The 1,170-nt window shown below is 47.9% G+C and carries 1 protein-coding gene and 1 other annotated feature; the gene reads right to left on the reverse strand.

Features of this window, described 5'->3' with window-relative positions; all coding sequences use genetic code 11:
• Nucleotides 1–1,120, reverse strand: a protein-coding gene (locus JMX48_RS13970; RefSeq protein ID WP_227688051.1) for an IS3 family transposase whose coding sequence is annotated in 2 segments (ribosomal slippage) — nt 1–844 and nt 844–1,120 — 1,121 coding nt annotated over the 2 segments. Because the reading frame shifts where the segments join, the coding sequence is not laid out codon by codon here. This gene is flagged as partial in the annotation.
• Nucleotides 729–845: a sequence feature (AL1L pseudoknot), on the reverse strand. (Overlaps the previous gene by 117 nt.)
• Nucleotides 1,121–1,170: the final 50 nt, after the last annotated feature.

The following is a 1,170-nucleotide window of genomic DNA, read 5'->3' on the forward strand; positions in this document are numbered from 1 at the left end:
AACCAGTCCACCCACTCAAGGGTTGCCAGTTCAACATCGTTCACACCAGTCCAGTTTTGCTTTAAATAATGAATCACTTCAGACTTATATAGCCCATTGACCGTTTCAGCCAGTGCATTATCGTATGAATCGCCAGTCGTGCCAACAGAGGCAATAACGCCAGAGTCAGCCATCTTGTCTGTGTAGCGGATGGACAAGTACTGAACCCCTCGATCGCTGTGATGAATCACATCTTTGGGATGGTTCCTATCTGCTATTGCTTGGTTTAACGCTGCCATCACCATATCGGTGTTCATGCGATTAGAGACTTTCCATCCCACAATAGCGCGAGCAAACACATCAATAATAAAAGCAGTGTAAACCCAGCCGCTCGTCGTCTTGATATAAGTAAAGTCAGCGACCCACAGCTGGTTAGGACGATAAGCGCTAAAGTTACGATTGACTAAGTCATCAGCGCGCTTTTGGTCGTCACGGCTGTTGGTGGTAATCTTGCCTTTGCCACGCCAGACGCCTTGTAGGCCATACTGCTTCATTAATCGCTCTACGGTACACCGAGCAACCTTTAACCCGTCAGCTTTCATCTGCTGCCAGACTTTACGCGCACCGTAACGGCATTTGCTATCCTGCCAAATACGTTTAATCTCACCGATGTAATAGTCGTCATGCTGACTGCGCAGTGAACGCTTGTGTGGGTTGTCGCTTAAGTCTTGAGCACGATAATAAGTTGACGGGGCAATCGGTAGGACTCTACAGATCAGCTCGACCCCATAAAGGTGTTTATTGTCGTCGATGAAGTGAATCATGATTTTAGTCAGCGGTCGAGCTCCGCCTGGGCGAAAAAAGCGGCAGCCTTACGTATAATCTCATTGGCTTGCTTGAGCTCTCTGTTCTCGCGTTCAAGCTCTTTAATACGTTGATCTTGGCTTTGAGCTTGCACTGAGGCAGGAATGGTTTGATCGATGTGCTTTTTATGCCATGATCGTAAGGTTTCAGGCGTGCAGCCAATCTTAGGTGCAATGGCTTGAATAGCTGACCATGTGGAGGGGTAATCGCCCGACGCTTCAATCAGCATACGAGTAGCGCGTTCTTTAATCTCAGGGGTGTAGGTTTGTCTTTTCATTGTCGTATTCTCTCAGAATTTTAGGTCTCCGACAATCCCGGGGCGGTTCA

The sequence above is a fragment of the Psychrobacter immobilis genome (genome assembly GCF_904846225.1).
GTDB lineage: Bacteria > Pseudomonadota > Gammaproteobacteria > Pseudomonadales > Moraxellaceae > Psychrobacter > Psychrobacter immobilis_F.